This window comes from Kluyvera intermedia, assembly GCF_021440345.1.
In the GTDB taxonomy this organism is placed as follows: domain Bacteria; phylum Pseudomonadota; class Gammaproteobacteria; order Enterobacterales; family Enterobacteriaceae; genus Kluyvera; species Kluyvera intermedia_A.
Genome location: NZ_JAKCNS010000155.1, coordinates 1 through 425, shown reverse-complemented (window position 1 = coordinate 425; position 425 = coordinate 1). Strand labels below are relative to the sequence as shown.

The following is a 425-nucleotide window of genomic DNA, read 5'->3' as shown; positions in this document are numbered from 1 at the left end:
GGTGCTGGGCGTGGTGTTCGTGTGGATGATGGTTCGTGTGTATAACACCATCGATACCGTGCCGACCTGGTACAGCGTCTGGACGCCGCTGAGCTTCTTCCTGACGCTGTTTATAGGAGGTCCGCTGCTTGGCTATCTGCTGCTGTGCTGGGCGGGTGTTCAGGGCTGGGCGCTGCGGCTGTTGCCAGCGGTGAGCCTGGCGGCACTGGCGGTGAGCGTAGTGGTGTCGCTGATGCAGGGCGTTGAGCTGGCCTCGATTCACAGTTCTATCCAGCAGGCTTCGGCGCTGGTGCCGGACTACGGCTCGCTGATGGCATGGCGGATTGCCGCTATTGCGCTGGCGCTGGTGTGCTGGGTGGCTCCGCAGCTGAAGGGCTATCAACCGGCGCTGCCTCTGCTCAGCCTGGCCTTTGTGCTGGTGCTGG

At 63.3% G+C, this 425-nt stretch carries 1 protein-coding gene; it reads left to right on the top strand.

Annotated features, from left to right (window positions below):
* Positions 1-425 (top strand): DmsC/YnfH family molybdoenzyme membrane anchor subunit (locus tag LZ634_RS22435; RefSeq protein WP_234508933.1); only part of this gene is annotated, 425 nt, incomplete at both ends.